This window comes from Exiguobacterium sp. RIT452 (assembly GCF_003598705.1).
Lineage (GTDB): Bacteria > Bacillota > Bacilli > Exiguobacteriales > Exiguobacteriaceae > Exiguobacterium_A > Exiguobacterium_A undae.
Genome location: NZ_QXJB01000002.1, coordinates 291243 through 308630, shown reverse-complemented (window position 1 = coordinate 308630; position 17388 = coordinate 291243). Strand labels below are relative to the sequence as shown.

Annotated in this window: 18 protein-coding genes; 15 read left to right on the top strand and 3 right to left on the bottom strand. The window is 46.7% G+C overall.

The genetic code is table 11. The annotated features are described in order from the left end of the window. The first annotated feature begins 70 nt into the window (after window positions 1-70). The 4 genes from D3D03_RS07075 (at window position 71) to D3D03_RS07060 (ending at window position 6581) form a co-directional block, all read left to right on the top strand. Window positions 71-349 carry an Fpa/YlaN family protein gene (locus D3D03_RS07075; protein ID WP_014970798.1) on the top strand — a complete coding sequence of 93 codons (279 nt, stop codon included), beginning with the start codon at window positions 71-73 and terminating at the stop codon, window positions 347-349. A 70-nt stretch (window positions 350-419) separates the two neighbouring features. Continuing rightward, window positions 420-1691 (top strand): FtsW/RodA/SpoVE family cell cycle protein, encoded by a 1272-nt coding sequence (locus D3D03_RS07070; protein ID WP_026832527.1) that lies wholly within the window; start codon window positions 420-422, stop codon window positions 1689-1691. Beyond that, window positions 1684-5118: a pyruvate carboxylase gene (locus tag D3D03_RS07065; RefSeq protein WP_119923225.1), complete on the top strand. Its 3435-nt coding sequence runs from the start codon at window positions 1684-1686 to the stop codon at window positions 5116-5118. The genes D3D03_RS07070 and D3D03_RS07065 overlap by 8 nt, the downstream gene beginning before the upstream one ends. A gap of 104 nt (window positions 5119-5222) precedes the next feature. Beyond that, complete coding sequence (locus D3D03_RS07060; RefSeq protein ID WP_119923224.1) at window positions 5223-6581, top strand: cryptochrome/photolyase family protein; 1359 nt, start codon at window positions 5223-5225, stop codon at window positions 6579-6581. Between the two features lie 105 nt (window positions 6582-6686). Here D3D03_RS07060 and D3D03_RS07055 read toward each other — a convergent pair whose 3' ends face one another. Further along, window positions 6687-7580 carry a COX15/CtaA family protein gene (locus D3D03_RS07055; RefSeq protein ID WP_026832530.1) on the bottom strand — a complete coding sequence of 298 codons (894 nt, stop codon included), beginning with the start codon at window positions 7578-7580 and terminating at the stop codon, window positions 6687-6689. 324 nt (window positions 7581-7904) lie between these two features. On the opposite strand from D3D03_RS07055, the gene cyoE reads away from it, so the two are divergent. The 9 genes from cyoE (at window position 7905) to D3D03_RS07010 (ending at window position 15195) form a co-directional block, all read left to right on the top strand. Beyond that, a complete protein-coding gene (gene cyoE / locus D3D03_RS07050) occupies window positions 7905-8837 on the top strand; it encodes a heme o synthase (protein WP_026832531.1) in 933 nt (310 codons plus the stop codon). A 63-nt stretch (window positions 8838-8900) separates the two neighbouring features. Next, the gene (gene coxB / locus D3D03_RS07045; RefSeq protein ID WP_119923381.1) at window positions 8901-9932 is read left to right on the top strand and encodes a cytochrome c oxidase subunit II; all 1032 of its coding nucleotides are present in this window, start codon (window positions 8901-8903) and stop codon (window positions 9930-9932) included. 34 nt (window positions 9933-9966) lie between these two features. Further along, entirely contained in the window at window positions 9967-11835 is a 1869-nt protein-coding gene (ctaD, locus tag D3D03_RS07040; protein WP_026832533.1) for a cytochrome c oxidase subunit I, read from the top strand. Between the two features lies 1 nt (window position 11836). Further along, window positions 11837-12466, top strand: coding sequence for a cytochrome (ubi)quinol oxidase subunit III (locus D3D03_RS07035; protein WP_035387592.1), 630 nt, complete (start codon window positions 11837-11839; stop codon window positions 12464-12466). Window position 12467: 1 nt separating this feature from the next. Beyond that, on the top strand, window positions 12468-12797 hold the full coding sequence (locus tag D3D03_RS07030; RefSeq protein WP_026832535.1) for a cytochrome C oxidase subunit IV family protein: 330 nt from the start codon (window positions 12468-12470) through the stop codon (window positions 12795-12797). A 122-nt stretch (window positions 12798-12919) separates the two neighbouring features. Next, the gene (ctaG, locus tag D3D03_RS07025; RefSeq protein WP_119923223.1) at window positions 12920-13834 is read left to right on the top strand and encodes a cytochrome c oxidase assembly factor CtaG; all 915 of its coding nucleotides are present in this window, start codon (window positions 12920-12922) and stop codon (window positions 13832-13834) included. A gap of 18 nt (window positions 13835-13852) precedes the next feature. Next, window positions 13853-14314, top strand: a complete 462-nt coding sequence (locus D3D03_RS07020; RefSeq protein WP_119923222.1) for a DUF420 domain-containing protein — start codon at window positions 13853-13855, stop codon at window positions 14312-14314. A 12-nt stretch (window positions 14315-14326) separates the two neighbouring features. Further along, window positions 14327-14932 (top strand): SCO family protein, encoded by a 606-nt coding sequence (locus D3D03_RS07015; RefSeq protein ID WP_026832538.1) that lies wholly within the window; start codon window positions 14327-14329, stop codon window positions 14930-14932. A 5-nt stretch (window positions 14933-14937) separates the two neighbouring features. Beyond that, window positions 14938-15195, top strand: a complete 258-nt coding sequence (locus D3D03_RS07010) for a hypothetical protein (protein ID WP_119923221.1) — start codon at window positions 14938-14940, stop codon at window positions 15193-15195. A 108-nt stretch (window positions 15196-15303) separates the two neighbouring features. Here D3D03_RS07010 and D3D03_RS07005 read toward each other — a convergent pair whose 3' ends face one another. Further along, entirely contained in the window at window positions 15304-15654 is a 351-nt protein-coding gene (locus D3D03_RS07005; RefSeq protein WP_026832540.1) for a YugN family protein, read from the bottom strand. Window positions 15655-15764: 110 nt separating this feature from the next. Continuing rightward, window positions 15765-16532 (bottom strand): ATP-grasp domain-containing protein, encoded by a 768-nt coding sequence (locus tag D3D03_RS07000; RefSeq protein ID WP_233550667.1) that lies wholly within the window; start codon window positions 16530-16532, stop codon window positions 15765-15767. 101 nt (window positions 16533-16633) lie between these two features. Here D3D03_RS07000 and D3D03_RS06995 point away from each other — a divergent pair, with 101 nt between their 5' ends. Continuing rightward, entirely contained in the window at window positions 16634-17074 is a 441-nt protein-coding gene (locus D3D03_RS06995) for a YlbF/YmcA family competence regulator (RefSeq protein WP_026832542.1), read from the top strand. Between the two features lie 26 nt (window positions 17075-17100). Continuing rightward, entirely contained in the window at window positions 17101-17358 is a 258-nt protein-coding gene (locus D3D03_RS06990) for a YlbG family protein (RefSeq protein ID WP_026832543.1), read from the top strand. The last annotated feature ends 30 nt before the right edge of the window (window positions 17359-17388 follow it).

Sequence of the window (17388 nt, the reverse complement as noted above, 5' to 3'; positions counted from 1 at the left end):
GAATTGTTGGCGAAAGTAAGGTAAAGTTTATCTATAACAGGAACGCGTCATTTGATGAGGAGGGATTGGATTGTCAACTGAAATCGGGACAGTTCATCGCCAGCGCGCTCTTGAGCTACTAGAAGCGGATGCCCATAAAATCCGCCGGTTGATCGAGGTCCAGCTTGCGAATTTAACGATGCCACAATGTCCTCTTTATGAGGAAGTATTGGATACACAAATGTTCGGATTGTCGCGTCAAATTGATTTTGCCGTTCGTCTCGAACTGATTGATGCGAGTGAAGGGAAACAACTACTCGACTCATTGGAACAGCAATTATCTGATTTACATGATGCGGAGACGTGCTGATTTTCTACTCAAACGTGAAATGCGGCGTTTGGGTATTTTTTTTTAGAACTAGAAAAAGGACGTGTACATAATGCAATCGAAGTTTAAAGAAAAGCGTGCGTTTTTTGATTATCGCCTGTTCTTTACGATGTTGGTTCTGATGGCCATCAGTACGGTGATGGTCTATAGTGCCAGCGTGTGGAACGGTGGCGACTATGCCAACACTTCATTTTTTGAAAAACAATTGATGTTTGATGCGATGGCCATCGTCCTGTTTTTATTTGCGGCCCACGTCAATCATGAAGTGTTTCGGGGACCGATTTTCCGTCTGATGCTTTATGTGGTTACATGGGGGATGTTGATGGCGACGTTGTTTTCTGAACCGTTGAACGGGGCGCGTGCTTGGTTGAATTTCGGGATCTTTTTAATCCAACCGATCGAGCTGTGTAAGTTTGTCCTGGTCATTGGGCTCGCTAATTATTTTGATCAAAAGCATAAAGGACAGATGAACGGTGTCATCGGGATTGTTCACCATTTCATCCACAGCCAAATGGCGCCGTCTTCGTCCTGGAGACGAATTTTACTCAGTTTTGCGGACTGGCTGTTGATTCCGATGCTTGTCTTATTGGCACCGTATGCGATTATCATTCGAATGCAACCGGATGACGGAGGATTGTTCATCTTGTTGCTCATTACAGCGATGATCTGGTTTGCCGTCGGTTTACCGAGAGGCTATATCGCATTGGCTGCTATCGCTGTACCATTAATCGGCGTGTATGCACTGAATAATTTTTCGGCGAACCAGATGGAGCGGATTCGTGTCATCTTCAATCCATTTCTCGATCCGGAGGATAAGGGATATCAACTGATCAACTCTGTTATCTCGATTGCCCACGGCGGCATATTTGGTGTCGGATTAGGGAACAGTTTTCAGAAGTACGGATATCTGCCGGAGCCGGAAACCGACTATATCATGTCGATCATTTCGGAAGAACTCGGATTTGTAGGCGTGTTCGTTGTTCTCGGATTATTGTTCTTCTTAATGTTCCAAGGGGCACGAATCGCCTATCAGTCGGCATCGATTTATTCCAGTATGGTCGCACTAGGAATTTCGTCGATTATTTTCATTCAGACGTGTATCAACATCAGCGCCATGTCCGGTCTGTTTCCAGGTACCGGAGTGACCCTGCCGTTCATCAGTTACGGCGGCTCGTCACTGTTGGTTATGAGTACGATGCTCGGTGTCGTGGCAAATATTTCGATGCAAAACAAGCACCGGATAGCGTATCATAAGGAAGTACAGGAAGCACGCAACATGAGTGCTACGAGTTCATTACCTAAAGGGGGAGCATCAGTTGACTAAAATCAAAAAAATTCTTGTCGCGAACCGCGGAGAAATCGCGATTCGAGTATTTCGTGCGGCAACCGAACTTGGGATTCGGACAGTCGCAATTTATTCACGAGAAGATATGGGATCGCTTCACCGATATAAAGCAGACGAGGCGTATCGGATCGGCGAAGGAAAAAAGCCGATCGAAGCCTACCTCGACATCGAAGGGATCATCGCCACGGCGAAAGAAGCAGGATGTGACGCGATCCATCCCGGATATGGTTTTTTATCAGAAAATATTGAACTCGCAACACGTTGTCGGGAAGAAGGAATCATCTTCATCGGACCACGAGAAGAACATCTGTACAGTTTCGGGGATAAGGTCCGTGCACGGACGACAGCCATCGAAGCGGGTCTTCCCGTCATACCGGGGACGGATGGTCCAATCACATCGATTGATGAGGCCTACGCCTTTGCTGAAAAAGCCGGTTATCCGTTAATGGTCAAAGCCTCTCTTGGTGGTGGCGGCCGAGGAATGCGTGTTGTCCGGACAGAAGAAGAACTGCCGGAAATGATTGAACGGGCCAAATCAGAAGCCTTAAAAGCGTTTGGTTCCGATGAAATTTATGTAGAGAAACTGATTGAACGTCCTAAACACATCGAAGTTCAAATCATCGGCGATGCGCATGGAAACATCGTCCATCTGTTTGAGCGGGATTGTTCCGTCCAACGTCGTCATCAAAAAGTTGTCGAGGTGGCACCTTGTGTCACGTTGTCTGATGCAGGACGACAGAAGATTTGTGATGCTGCTGTGACATTGATGAAGCATGTCGGCTATGAGAATGCGGGAACGGTCGAATTTTTGGTGACACAAGACGAATCGTTCTATTTTATTGAAGTCAACCCACGTGTTCAGGTAGAGCATACGATCACAGAGATGATTACAGGAATTGATATCGTCCAGACACAGATTCGGGTAGCTGAAGGTGAGTCGCTACATAGTGAATTGGTAGGTATTCCTGCTCAAGAAGACATTCAAATGCTTGGTTTTGCCATCCAAAGTCGGATTACATCGGAAGATCCAGAAAACGGCTTCTTGCCGGATACGGGTAAAATCAAGGCGTACCGTTCACCGGGTGGTTTTGGCGTCCGTCTAGACGGTGGAAACGCATATGTTGGAGCAGAAATTTCACCGTATTATGATTCATTGCTCGTTAAGATTTCGACACACGGTTTGACATACGATCAAGCCGTCGCGAAGATGAGCCGGAACTTAAGTGAATTCCGAATCCGCGGTATTAAAACGAACATTCCGTTCTTGAGCAATGTCTTGAAGCACCATGCGTTTATCAGTGGGGATTACAACACGTCCTTTATTGACGATACGAAGGAATTGTTTATCTTCCCGAAACGTCAAGATCGTGGAACGAAGTTATTGACGTACATCGGAGAAGTTTCCGTTAACGGATTCCCAGGCATTGGGAAGATTGACAAACCAATTGCCCGGGATGTACGGATTCCGAAGGAGTTGCCGGCAGCCTATCAAGACGGAGCAAAAGCTATCCTGGAAGCAGAAGGTCCGCTTGGTGTCATCAACTGGCTAAAAGCACAAGAACGCGTTCAATTGACGGATACGACATTCCGTGACGCCCACCAGTCGTTACTGGCGACCCGGATGCGGACGAAGGACTTGGTTGCGATTGCGGAAGCGGAAGCAAAACTACTGCCGGAACTGTTCTCGGTCGAAGCATGGGGCGGGGCAACGTTTGATGTCGCCTACCGTTTCTTGTCTGAAGATCCATGGGTCCGTTTGATGAAGTTACGTGAGAAGATGCCTAACGTCTTGATTCAAATGCTGTTGCGTGGAGCAAATGGCGTTGGCTATAAAAACTATCCGGACAATGTCATTCATGCATTCGTTAAAGAATCAGCACAAGCAGGCGTCGATGTTTTCCGAATCTTTGACAGTTTAAACAATCCGGAATCGATTCAACTTGCCATCGATGCGGTCTTACCAACGGGTAAAATCGCGGAAGCCGCCGTATGTTATACAGGCGACTTGTTTGATGCGAACCGTCCGAAATATCACTTGCCGTACTACGTGAAACTGGCCAAACAGTTGGAAGCAAGCGGAGCACATATCATTGCCATCAAGGATATGGCAGGATTGCTTAAACCGGAAGCGGCTTACGCCCTCGTGTCTGCCTTAAAAGACGCAGTCGACCTGCCAATCCATCTTCATACGCATGATGCGAGCGGAAACGGGATTTATACGTATGCCCGTGCGGTTGACGCCGGTGTCGATATCGTCGATGTGGCGGCTTCAAGCATGGCAGGACTGACGAGTCAGCCGGCCGGTGGAAGTCTGATTCATGCCTTGAGTGGTCATAAACGCCAACCACTTGTATCGGCACAGAAATTTGAGCAGGTCTCCGATTACTGGCAGGATGTCAGACACCTCTATCAAGCATTTGAGCTCGATATGCTAGCGCCAAACCCGACGGTCTATGATCATGAAATGCCGGGAGGACAATATTCGAACTTGCAACAACAGGCAAAAGCCGTCGGACTCGCGGATCGTTGGTCGGAAGTCAAGACGATGTATGCCCGGGTCAACATGTTGTTTGGTGATATCGTGAAAGTTACTCCATCTTCTAAAGTCGTCGGAGACATGGCGCTGTTCATGGTCCAACATCACTTGACGGAAGACGATGTACTCGAACGCGCAAGTAACCTGGACTTCCCAGATTCGGTCGTCGAATTGATGAAGGGAGAACTCGGCACACCACCAGACGGGTTCCCGAAACAAGTTCAGGCGGCTATCTTAAAAGGTGTCGAACCGTTGACGGAACGTCCGGGTAAGATGATGGAACCGCTCAACTTTGATGCCATCAAACATGAACTGTTCGAAAAGCTGGAACGTCCGGTGACGGAGTTCGATGCGTTGGCTTACGCCCTGTACCCAAAAGTCTTCCTTGATTACAGTTCATATGTCGAGCGATACGGTGATATCTCGGTTCTCGATACGAGTACATTCTTCCACGGCATGCGTTTAGGTGAGACGATCGAAGTCGAGATCGAGCGCGGGAAAACCTTATATCTGAAGCTGATTCAAGTCGGTCAACCAAACGATCATGGTGTCCGTGTCATCTATTATGAGATGAACGGTGTACCACGTGAAGTCGAAGTGAAGGATATCAGCATCAAGGAAAGTTCATCCAGCCGTCCGAAAGCGGATCGTTCGAATCCGAAACAGATTGGTGCTTCGATGCCGGGCAGCGTCTTGAAAGTCCTCGTTGAACCGGGAACACGCGTCCGTAAAGGCGAACAGTTACTTGTAACGGAAGCGATGAAGATGGAAACGACGATTCAAGCGCCGGAAGACGGTGAAATCAAAGCCGTCCACGTAAAAGAAGGCGAAGCGATTGCAGGTCAAGATTTATTGATTGAATTCATCTGACACGCAACGCCAAAAAGTAAGAAATCATAATGACGTTAAACAGGCGAAACGCATGGCGGATTGCCTGTTTTTCGTTCATTTTCAACTTTCAGGGAGGAACGACTATGAACATCATTTGTTGGATTCGGAGTGATTTTCGAATCGAGGACAATCACATGTTGGCGCAAGCCACGCACTATCTCGAAGAGAACGAGCAGGCAAACGTCGAGTTCGTGTTTTGGATCAATCCGGAGTACATCGGGGAGTACGATGCCCGGCAACAATATTTTTTCCAAGCGCTTGAACAGTTTGCGAAGACATGTAAGACAAACGGTATGCCGATTCGGTTTATTGAAGGGACGGAAACAGACTTTTTAGAGGCGACCGAGATGGCTGACGTTCTGCTGTTTAATGCGGAATACGTGGAACCGTTCAAGACACGGGATGACGCAATCATCAAAAAACGCGGCGAGAAGAAGACGGAACGACTGCTCGATCGGCATTTGCTTCACCCTCATGCCGTAAAGAAAAACGATGGCTCGTATTATAAAGTCTTCACCCCGTACAAAAATGCCTTTCTCAAAAAAGAGTTGCCAAAACCGTATCCGGTCGACCTCAAGCGTCTGCAGGAACGTTATCAAAAGCGTCGGCAAAACAATGCGTTCATGCTGGAATATTTTAAACAGGCGGAATCGGACATCGATTTTAAACCCGGTGAAGAACAGGCGAAGAAGCGGTTGAAGCAGTTCCTGAAGGCTAGCCTGGCATCGTATGAAGAGCAGCGGGATCTTCCGGCTGTTGATGGCACGAGTTTAATGTCACGTTATCTGCGGACCGGAGAGATTGGGATTCGGACGATTTTTGAGGCGGTCAGCCAGGAGAAGGATTCGAAAGGGAAACAAACCTATATCACGGAGCTGATTTGGCGCGAATTTTACTATACGATTCTGTTACATTATCCAGAAGCTAAGCGTCTTCCGGTCAATGAGCAGTATACGCAAATCAAGTGGGAAGAGGATGAAGAAGGGTTTAAAGCCTGGTCGGAAGGAAAAACCGGTTATCCGATCGTCGATGCCGCCATGCGGCAACTGAATACGACTGGATGGATGCATAATCGTCTCCGGATGATCGTCGCCTCCTTTTTGACCAAGGACCTGCTGATTGACTGGCAAAAAGGAGAACGGTACTTTCAACAAAAGCTGGTCGACTATGAGGCCGCCTCGAATATTGGAGGCTGGCAATGGGCGGCATCGGTCGGAACGGATGCCGTTCCATACTTCCGAGTTTTTAATCCGACGACCCAATCGAAGAAGTTTGATAAGGATGGAACGTTCATCCGCAACTATTTGCCGGAAATCAAGGATTTACCGAAAACGTCGATTCATGAACCGACGGAACAACAACGAAAAGATTACGATTATCCCATGCCCATCGTCGATCATGACATGGCACGGAAGCGGGCGATTGCCCGTTTTAAAGAATAAAAGAAATCAATAGATGGCAACAGGGGGTGGATTTTAAAATCCACCCCCTGTTGCGTATACCGACCGACGATTCAGCCGGCGATTTTTTAGAACTCTGAAAAAGGATCAATGCAATCGGGAATCTGTTTTTCGTGTCCGGAAAGCATGGTATGCGAGATACGAAATGACACCGAAGTAACACGTGATCAAGAATGCGTGCAACAATGGAACGTAAGTGGCGTGACCACCTAAGACGATCCAGGCACCGGTCGCGACCTGACAAGAGATGAAGAAGGTCGCAAACCACATGGCAGTCCGTGTCGTTCGATGTTTCAGACGGATCGCCATGAAGTGAACGAACAACGTATAGAAAAATAAGAGTCCGGCGAGTATCCGGTGAATCATTTGCACCCAGGCTTCAAACGTCATAGTCGGTTGTTCGCAAACCGGCCAGCCGACACAGGCATATGTAGCACCGACGTGGCGGACAAACGCGCCGGTATACACGACGATTAGTGTATAAACCAATAAGCCGTACAGAAGTTTACGCAAGAATGCTGGGACGGATTCCCTGAATTCTCGACCGGGACGTTCCATGATCAATATCGTTAAGATGAGCAAGGAAGCGAAGGAAATCAGTGAGATTCCGAAATGCAACGCCATGACCAGATCGGACTGTTGCCAGACGACTGCTCCTGCACCAACGATGGATTGAATCAACATGAAAATAAAGGCTAGGAAAGCGAAGATTTTTATATCTAGACGCTCCTTGAATGCGACGAGTGTCCATAGGCAAAGCGCGATGATCAATAATCCGACGACACCTGTCACGGCACGGTGACTATATTCAATCATCGTTTCGACACTAGGGTTGGTTGGAATCAATTCACCGTGACAGAGCGGCCAGTCCGTTCCGCACCCGTTACCTGAATCGGTTTTTGTGACAGTCCCCCCCATGAGGAGAACAATCATCATCGTGAATGTCACGAATGCTGAAAAGATCGAAAGTTTTCGATTCAAGACGCAGACACCACCTTTCTGGAAAAATACAAGATACTTGAAATACCTAGCAATAGTATCGCATAAAAAATATCGAAACGCTTGCAATCTTTTAGAAGAACGCTATTCTAATATTAGGTAAATATGGTGAACTGTGAGGTAAATCACATAGATTTCACATTTTGTTCATTATGTCGAAAGTATTTTCATACGTCACGACCTTGAATATGTGGTATCTTTTATAGAGAAAAGGACGTTTCGTGGCGTGTCTGTGTTATTTCTGTGAAGAAAATGCGTGTACCATGCGTACAGAGAGAACACAGGCGGTTAGAAGGAGGAAACAACATGGCGAAAGTAAATGGGGAGACCCTGGACATCATGATCGAGCAATCGGATCAACCGACGTTCAAGGACTATGTCACCCTAGCAAAGATGGGAATCGTCCGTGCGAATCTCATCACCGTCTTCGCAGGTTATGTCGTGGCAGCATCGTACTTAACGGATGATGTTCTACTCTATTTGTGGCAGACGAAGTTGACGTTATTGTGGACACTTCTTGGAAGTGGACTGGTCATTGCCGGTAGTTGTTACCTCAATAACTACATCGACCGTGACATTGATTATAAGATGGAACGGACGATGGGGAGACCGAGTGTGACCGGTAAGATGGACGGGCAACGGATATTGGCATTAGGACTTGGTATACTGGCTACCGGTACCATCCTTTTGTTAATCGTTAACCATGTCGCAGCAGTTTTCGGATTGATTGGATCGTTTGTCTACGTCGTCATCTACACGATGTGGCTGAAGCGGACGCATACGATCAATACGGTCGTAGGTGGTATATCTGGAGCAGTGCCACCGATCATTGGATTTGCGGCAGTCACTCCGACACTTCATATCGATGCATGGATTTTATTTCTCATCATGTTCGTATGGCAACCGCCTCACTTCCTTGCGCTCGCCATGAGACGGACGGAAGAGTACCGGGCTGCCGGTATTCCAATGTTACCTGTCGTCAATGGTTTTGCAATCACGAAACGACAAATTGTATGGTGGATCGCAGTTTTAGTTCCATCATCACTCCTCCTTGCGCACTACGGCATCATTTATATGCTTGTCATGGCAGTGCTTGGCGGATACTGGCTCTACATGGGATTGAAAGGTCTCAAAATCAAGGAAGAACAAGCTGAGATTAAGTGGGCTTCGAAGATGTTTTTCTTCTCGCTCTTCTACTTCACGGCTTGGATCGTGACGGTCGTACTCGTTTCTCTCTAAAACGATTTGACATATTCACGAACATCAGCAAGAAAGAAAAAAATTGGGGAAAAGAAAGTGGGGATGGTTGTGAAAAAATCAGGAAAAATGCTCTTCCGGCTTCTTCCGATCGGTTTGATGGCATTGTTGTTATCAGGTTGTGGAATCCCGGAATTGTCCGCACTACAGCCTCGCGGGGAAGGCGCACAAATGCAACTTGAGATCATTAAGCTCAGCTTATGGGTCATGTTGTTTGTCCTTGCGATTGTAGCAGTCATCTATATTTACGTACTTATGAAATTCCGTCGTAAAGCTGGAGACAACACAGTTCCAAAACAAGTTGAAGGGAATCATACGCTCGAGATCATCTGGACGGTCATTCCAATCCTCTTGTTAGTCGTCCTTGCTGTACCGACGATCAAAACGACAGTCGAATTAGCAGATGCAAAAGAAGCGAAGAAAAATGAAGTCATCAACGTTACGGCAAACCTTTACTGGTGGGAATTTGAATATCCGGATAAAGGCGTTTCGACAGGACAAGAACTTGTCATCCCAGTCGGCAAACGAGTTGCTGTCAACCTGACATCAAAAGACGTCATTCACTCATTCTGGGTACCTGCACTTTCAGGTAAAACAGATACAAACCCAGGTCTTGAGAATGAAATGTGGTTACAAGCACAAGAAGCCGGTACATACTACGGTAAATGTGCGGAGTTATGTGGACCATCACACGCATTGATGGACTTTAAAGTCATCGCACTTGAGCAGGATGAGTACGATGCATGGCTTAAAGACATGAAAACAGCAAAAGAAGCAGAAACAAAACAGCTTGATGCGAAAAACGAAAAGAACTGGACAACAGGCGAGCAAGTCTACGCACAAAACTGTCTCAGTTGTCACGGCGGCGGGAAAGTCGCGCCGAGCTTAACAAACTTTGGTGATCGTGAGCGTATCGCAGGATACCTTGATCATGACAAAGAAAATCTCGAAAAATGGATTCGCGATCCACAAAAAGAAAAACAAGGAACGAAAATGCCTGGTTTCTCTGAGGATCAGATCAGCGATGACGAGTTAAGCGAATTGGCAGACTATCTATTGGACAAGAAGCTCCAATAATATTTAAGGGGGAATCATAGTGGGGACACATACTATGGGTATGCCGAAGAAAAAAAGCGGCATCATGGACTGGCTAACGACAGTCGACCATAAAAAAATCGGGGTTCTCTACATCATGTCCGGATTGTTTTTCCTTCTGGTCGGTGGCGTAGAAGCCTTAATGATTCGTTTTCAGCTGATTAAACCGATGAACGATTTCGTCAGCGGTGAGTTATTTAACCAGTTGATCACGATGCACGGTACGACGATGATCTTCCTGGCAGCGATGCCGATGTTGATCGGGTACATGAACGCAGCTGTACCATTACAAATCGGGGCGCGCGACGTTGCCTTCCCGTTTTTGAATGCACTTGGTTTTTGGTTGTTCTTCTTCGGGGGAGTGCTCTTGAACCTATCATGGTTCTTCGGCGCAGCACCAAACGCAGGATGGACTGCGTATGCACCACTTTCAACAGTTCCAGAATCACTTGGTGTTGACTTCTACGCACTTGGATTACAGATTTCTGGTTTTGGTACATTAATGGGGGGGATCAACTTCCTCGTTACGATTTTAAACATGCGTGCACCAGGTATGAAACTGATGCGGATGCCGTTGTTCACTTGGACAGCATTCGTTGCTTCTGCCTTGATCGTTTTCGCCTTCCCACCACTTACGGTCGGATTATTCCTCTTGACGTTTGAACGGTTGTTCGGAGCTCATTTCTTTGATCCGGCAGCGGGTGGTAACATCGTCATCTGGGAACACCTTTTCTGGATTTTCGGTCACCCGGAAGTTTATATCTTGATTTTACCGGCCTTCGGTATCTTCTCAGAAATCATTCCTACTTTTGCCCGTAAACGTCTCTTCGGTTATACGACGATGGTCTTTGCGACAATGTTGATCGGTTTCTTAGGATTCATGGTTTGGGTTCACCACATGTTCACAGTCGGTCTCGGGCCAGTTGCGAACGCAATCTTCGCGGTTGCCACAATGGCGATTGCCGTTCCGACCGGGGTTAAGATATTCAACTGGCTCTTTACGCTGTGGGGCGGTAAACTGACGTTCCCTGTTGCGATGTTGTATTCGGTTGCCTTCATTCCATCGTTCCTCGTTGGTGGTATGACGGGTGTCATGCTTTCTGTTGCACCAGCCGATTATCAGTACCATGACAGTTATTTCGTAGTTGCCCACTTCCACTACGTTATCGTCGGTGGGGTTGTCTTTGGTCTCTTCGCCGGTCTTTACTACTGGTTCCCGCTCATGTTCGGAAAACAGTTGAACGAATTCTGGGGTAAAATTCAATTCTGGTTGTTCTTCATCGGCTTCCACTTGACGTTCTTCCCGCAACACATTCTCGGTCTGACAGGAATGCCACGTCGTGTCTTCACGTACTTGCCAAACCAAGGCTGGGAAACAATGAACTTGCTGTCGTCAATCGGGGCAGGCTTCATGGGTGTCTCGACAATCGTATTGGTTGTTTCGATTGCAGCGGCATTGATGTCAAAAGAATACGTCAAACGTGACGTTTGGGGAGATGGACGGACACTCGAGTGGACGCTTCCTGTCCCAACACCAGAATATAACTTTGCACAAACACCACTTGTCAAAGGACTTGACACATACTGGCTCGAAAAAATGGCAGGAAACAAAACCGTTTCCGTTTCGGAAGAAGTTGGCGATATCCACATGCCGAACAACACGATTCTGCCGTTCGTCATGTCAGTCGGTCTATTCCTCGCAGGTCTCGGATTTATTCTTCGCCTGGACTACGGAACAGTCGGTCTCGTCGTTGCGTTGATCGGTCTCGCTACGACACTCGTTGCGATGTTCCTCCGTTCATGGATTGACGATGAAGGATACTACATTCCAAAATCCGTCATCGAAGAAGATCTACGCCTTGAAGCTGAAAAGGAGGCGAAGTAAGATGGGACATCATTCAGTTCCAAATAACCCGATCACGGGTATTCCGGATCATGTTGAAAAAGCAACACTTGAGGGTAAGAATAAATATGTAGCTTTCTGGTTCTTCCTTGGTGGAGAGACAACATTGTTTGCCTCGCTGTTCGGGACGTACATCGGGTTGCATAACTCGGGTGCGAAAGAAGGATTACGCAGTTACGATATTTTTGAAATGGGTCTTGTCTTCATCATGACAATGCTGCTTCTCACAAGTTCACTGACAAGTGTTCTTGCGATGATGGCGATGAAACGCAACGATGTGAAGAAGATGAAAATGTGGTTGATCATCACACTTGTTCTTGGATTAGCGTTCTTAGCGGGTGAGATTTATGAGTTTAATCATTACTACCACATCGGTCATACGTTTACGTCAAGTGCCTTTGGATCAGCATTCTACACACTTGTCGGATTCCACGGTGCACACGTCTTGTTTGGTCTTCTCTGGATCACGACATTACTCGTCCGTAACTGGAACCGCGGTATCACAGTCGTGAACGCACCGAAGTACTATGTTTCAAGTCTTTACTGGCACTTCATTGACGTCGTCTGGGTCTTTATCTTCTCAGTCGTCTACCTCATGGGGATGGTGAAATAAGATGGAAAAACACGAACCGCAACTGACACGTAATCAAATGGAGCTCGAGATGAAAGCAGACCGCAGCCGCGAGATGCAACTTCAACTCACAAGCTTTGCCTTGATGATCTTCCTGACGTTGATCGCCTTTGGTGCGGTCATGGCAGAACTCATGCCTCACTGGGCAGCCGGTGGGTTCTTGATCATCATGGCGATCGTGCAAGTCTATCTTCAACTTTATATGTTCATGCACATGAACAATAAAGGGAACACATGGATTAAAGTCATGATGGCACTTGGGATCTTCGTCGCCTTGACGATTGTCGCGACACTGCGTCTTTTAATCTGGTAATAAATTGTGACCATTCTGCTAACGTTTAGCAGGATGGTCTTTTATTTTAGAATCGTTTTATGAGAAACCTTTACAATGAAATAGGGGAACGGTAATCTTAATCTGTAGGAAAAAGGAACGGGGTGAGAAATGTGTTAGGCAACTTAAGGGGATCTTTATCACAATTTGACTGGACGGTTTTGTGGAGTCCATATTATGCTTTACTGTTGATTGGAATCTATATTTTTTATGCAGTCGTGACGGAAAAAATTCGTCGACCGGATGAGGCGGAGACAACGCTTGGTCAGAAATTTTCGATGTTGGCTGCTTTGGTAGTATATTACATTGGTTTTGGTAGTCCGCTCGATGTAATGGCGCATCTTACGTTCTCAGCGCATATGTTGCAGATGGTATTCGTCTATATGGTGGCACCGCCACTGTTGATGCTGGCGATTCCTGGATGGGTATTCAAACGTTTGTTTGAAGTCCCTTATCTTGGACGAGTATTACGGTTCTTTATCTTGCCATTGATTGCATTGGTCGTGTTTAATTCACTGTTTACGTTTTATCATATGCCTTTCATTTTTGATTATGTCCTGACGAATTACACGGTGCACCGGATTTTCCACGGGGCATTGATTTTCCTCAGCATGACGATGTGGTATCCGATCATCGCACCGGTGAACGAGGAAGACAGTTTATCGGATTTGAAGAAGATGGTCTACATCGTCGCCAATGGCGTCTTGTTGACACCAGCCTGTGCCTTCATGATCTTTAGTCAAAGTTTTCAATATGAAGCCTATCAAGATCCGGCGACGTTCGCAAAAGTTCTTGCGTACTGTATGCCAAACAATGATGTAAGTGGACTTGATATGGAGCGTTTGTTCGGAACAACAAAAGACCTGCTGGAAGACCAACGTTTTGGTGGCGTATTGATGAAGCTTGGTCAAGAGCTGGTATACGGATTGTTCTTTGGACTTACGTTCTTCACATGGGTGAGACGTTCTAAAAGTACTGCTGTCGATGAAGGTATGTCCTTCTCGCCAAAAGCGGATTAAATTGGGGGAAGTTGGAACATGAGTTATTTGCCGTTGATTTGTGTCACGTTGATCGTCATCAGCGCGATTTTCGTAGCGATTGGATGGTTCTTGATTGCTCAGACGCGTCGGAACATGAAAGCACACCAATTCGTCATGACGATTGCTGCTGCTTTAGCACTGTTATTTTTCATCATGTATGCGTTACGGACAATCTTGTTAGGTAACACCGCCTTTGGCGGACCGGACACGATTAAACCGTATTACACAGGATTTTTAATCTTCCACATCATTTTAGCGACATCGGGTGGCGTGCTTGGATTGATGGCTCTCTTTTATGCGTACAAGAAAAACTTTACGCGTCATCGTAAAATCGGTCCCAAAGCTTCTGTCATCTGGTTTTTGACCGCGATTACAGGAGTCATCGTCTACTGCCTCCTCTATGTGGTGTATGAGCCGGGAGAGACGACAAACGTGTTTCGGGCAATCTGGAACCACTAAGGAGGTCATGACTTGAAGAAAAACAGTTATTTGACGGTTGCAGCAGCTGTCTTGATTCTCATTGCGGCAGCCGGTGGCTACTATTACTTTTTCATGAAAGAAAAATTACCTGTCATCGCAGAGCCGACTCCATTTGAATTGACGAATGCGGTGGACGGGAAACAGTTTGATTCCGAAGACGGAAAGGTGAAGGTCTTGACCTTCTTCTACTCCAACTGTCCGGACATCTGTCCCTTGACATTAAATGACTACCGGAAGTTAGAGAAACAGTTACGGGCGGAAGAGTTGTACGGCTCGGATGTCGAACTTGTCGCTGTGACGGTTGACCCGAAAGTCGACACACCAAAAGTCTTGAAAAAATATGCGTCCAACTTTGAAGCCAATGCGGAAGGGTGGAAGGTGTTGACAGGAGATGGCGTCGTCATTGACCGTCTGACCCGTCAATTGAATTTTTATTATTCTAAAGCGGAAAGTGGCTTAGTGACGCACGGAACACAAATGTTCATTCTTGATCGAGACAACAAAGTCCGGGCGATTTCATCGATGGCGAAGACTCCGGATGAACCGGTCGACTTAGAGGAAGTTATGACATCGGTCAAACAACTTGCGAAGGAGTGAATACGATGGTTGAACACTATGACGTACAAGGTGAGGTAACGGTAGCGGTTCAAGCGATTGAAGAGTTGTTATTATGTACGGTCGTGGATTTTGGAGGATCCGTTATCCGGATCAAACGATTGTCGCAAGATACCATCTCATTCAGCATGAAGGTCAGCGTCGCACCGGCACAGCTTCCTGCGTTGTACCATCATTTACGGGAACAGGTAAACTTACAGCTCGGTGAAGATGTTTTGGATTATCTCCAGTTGATTGCGAAATGAAGAGGGACGAGGGGGACGGATATAGTATCCGTTCCCCTCGTCGCTTTTTTGTATCCAAGTCTATAAAAAAACCAAAGTCCACTGGGAGGCGGACTTTGGCAAGGTAACTTATTTTTCGAGTGTTTCGAGTAATGCCGTCAAACGACGTTCGCAGTCTTTGACGATTTCCGGAGGGAACTCCTCATCATACTCGACACCGTGCGGGTAATAATGTTTTCCGAGAAGAGGCGTCAGCATCCGAACGACAGCGTGACGATCTTCGAGTTCACCTTGAATCGCGTAAACCGGAACGCGGAGATAAAAAACTTCTCCCGTAGATTGTTTTTCGTATTTCATGTCATACATGGCACGTTCATAATCCCATTGTCCTTCCCGAACAAAACGATGATGATCCATGATTGTTTCGAGTAACCCGAACTTAATTTCCTTGCCTTCGATTCCGAACTTTTCAAACTTCATGTGTGAATCCCCCTATACCCCAGTTTGCTAGTGTGCACTAGTCTTTCCAAGCTATCATACCATAATGAATGAACGGATAAAGAAAAAGTTGTGAAGTCAATTTGAAGAATTCATGAACTTCCGTATTTCCGTTCGACATATTCGAGAATCGTATCAGGCGCATGAATTCCGAGATGATTTAAACCTTCTCCACCAAAAAACACATTAAATTCGAGGACATAGATGTGATTGTCCCGGAAGATCAGGTCAAATCCGGCGTGATCGATGTCGAGTCGTTTTGCCAATGCCAAAACAAAATCAAGTGCCTCCTGTGGAATGTTCTCGAAATCAAGGACACCGCCTTGGGCCACATTGTTCAAAAATTGGGCGCCTCCGACACGCCAGTAAGCAGCAAGAACCTTATCACCGATGACGACGACGCGGAGATCCTTCTCATTCGGGATGTATTCTTGAATGTAAAACGTCTCATGCGACGCGACATACTTGTCCCAATCGGCTTGATCCTTAATCAGATGGACACCTTGTCCCATCGAACTGCGGACCGTCTTCGCGACGAAGGGGAACGAAAACTCCTCCAGTACCCGTGTGACCGTAAATTCGTTTTTTCCATAGATGCCGGTTCGCGGGATATTCTCGGGAATGACAGTCTGGAAGATACGGGTCATTTCAATCTTATCGTGCCCAAGATGGAACGTGGCCGCAGAAGGGAAGATTGGTTTCTTCATCCCGTAGATGATGGAATGGATCTGCCAATATTCCGGGAACAAAATCACGTCAGCTTGGGCGATTTTGCCGAGTGAATCAAAGTGATAATCGGACTTCGCATGTTCGGTTTTAATCCCGATCGTGCGGAACATGTTAAATGATAAAAATTGCATACAATTCATTCCTTCCTTCTGAACAAATTATACACAATTCAGCGTGCTAGGAGCGAGATAAATGTTATGATATGATGGTTAAGTCAAGGAGGAGATTCGTTGTGATATATTCAGATAAAACGATAGACCTCATCAACGCAGCGGAAGACCTTGCACACTCTCTCTCGCAAAGCGAAACAGGTCAAGCATATAGATTAGCGAAACAAGCGCGTGCGAATTCAAGGCAGGCGCAGGATGTGATTCGTGACTTTAACCGGATCAAAGAAGAATATGAATTGGTCCAACGGTTTGGCCGGTATCATCCGGACTACCAAACGATCACGAAAAAGGTGCACGAAATCAAACGCGCGCTTGATCTGCAAGAAGAGGTCGCCGTGTTCAAAAAAGCAGAGAAGCAACTCGAAACCTTACTCGGACAAGTGAGCCTCGTCCTCGCCGGGCAAGTCTCGCCCCAAATCAAAGTCCCGACAGGCAATCCATTCTTCGATCAAGGGTGTGCGGGCGGATGTTCGACAGGTGGAAGTTGCAGCTGTAGCGGCTAATCGCTGAAAAAGGGAGGAACGGTGTTGTGATCAAGGATCGGATTGGACTTATCGTCTATGTCAATGCGTTGAAGGCGTCGCGTCAGTTACGCCGTTTCGGGAATGTCTATTTTACTTCAAAACGTGAACGGTACGTGTTCTTATATGTTGATCTTGATCAACATGAACAAGTAATCGAACGGATTACGGCCTTGCCGTTCGTCGAGAGCGTGTTGCGTTCGGAGCGACCGTTCATCATCGAGACATACGCCAATAAAAAAGGTAAGATGCAAGAAGAAGTTTAACTGGTGGAGCGATGAGGACATCCTCGTCGC

Excerpts from the sequence above, each read along its gene's own strand:
- cyoE (WP_026832531.1), top strand. The coding sequence starts at position 7,905 with ATGGCGAAAGTAAATGGGGAGACCCTGGACATCATGATCGAGCAATCG.
- D3D03_RS07005 (WP_026832540.1), bottom strand. The coding sequence starts at position 15,654 with ATGAAGTTTGAAAAGTTCGGAATCGAAGGCAAGGAAATTAAGTTCGGG.
- D3D03_RS07035 (WP_035387592.1), top strand. The coding sequence starts at position 11,837 with ATGGGACATCATTCAGTTCCAAATAACCCGATCACGGGTATTCCGGAT.
- ctaD (WP_026832533.1), top strand. The coding sequence starts at position 9,967 with ATGGGTATGCCGAAGAAAAAAAGCGGCATCATGGACTGGCTAACGACA.
- D3D03_RS07030 (WP_026832535.1), top strand. The coding sequence starts at position 12,468 with ATGGAAAAACACGAACCGCAACTGACACGTAATCAAATGGAGCTCGAG.
- coxB (WP_119923381.1), top strand. The coding sequence starts at position 8,901 with ATGGTTGTGAAAAAATCAGGAAAAATGCTCTTCCGGCTTCTTCCGATC.
- D3D03_RS07000 (WP_233550667.1), bottom strand. The coding sequence starts at position 16,532 with ATGCAATTTTTATCATTTAACATGTTCCGCACGATCGGGATTAAAACC.
- D3D03_RS07070 (WP_026832527.1), top strand. The coding sequence starts at position 420 with ATGCAATCGAAGTTTAAAGAAAAGCGTGCGTTTTTTGATTATCGCCTG.
- D3D03_RS07060 (WP_119923224.1), top strand. The coding sequence starts at position 5,223 with ATGAACATCATTTGTTGGATTCGGAGTGATTTTCGAATCGAGGACAAT.
- D3D03_RS07020 (WP_119923222.1), top strand. The coding sequence starts at position 13,853 with ATGAGTTATTTGCCGTTGATTTGTGTCACGTTGATCGTCATCAGCGCG.
- D3D03_RS07010 (WP_119923221.1), top strand. The coding sequence starts at position 14,938 with ATGGTTGAACACTATGACGTACAAGGTGAGGTAACGGTAGCGGTTCAA.